Raw genomic sequence first — 210 nt, forward strand, 5'->3', positions numbered from 1 at the left:
AGAACCAATACCTCTTAATCTGATGGCAGGGCTATCGCCTGGTTGTCCTGTAGCAGTTGTTACTTGAATACCTGGGCCAGAACCACCAAGCGCAGAAATTGCGTTTGAAATTGGTCTGTCTTTGATTTTCTCTGCTGAGAGCGAAGTTACTGAACCTGTGATACTCTTAGTATCTTGAGTTCCGTAAGCTACTACAACCACTTCTCCAGC

The 210-nt window shown here is 45.2% G+C and carries 1 protein-coding gene; it reads right to left on the bottom strand.

Annotation, left to right across the window (positions count from 1 at the left end; translation table 11 throughout):
* Positions 1-210, bottom strand: a 210-nt coding sequence (locus tag MB14_RS14365; protein WP_157716597.1) for a TonB-dependent receptor plug domain-containing protein, incomplete at both ends; no start/stop codon positions are given.

This window comes from Roseivirga ehrenbergii, from assembly GCF_001593005.1.
Lineage (GTDB): Bacteria > Bacteroidota > Bacteroidia > Cytophagales > Cyclobacteriaceae > Roseivirga > Roseivirga ehrenbergii.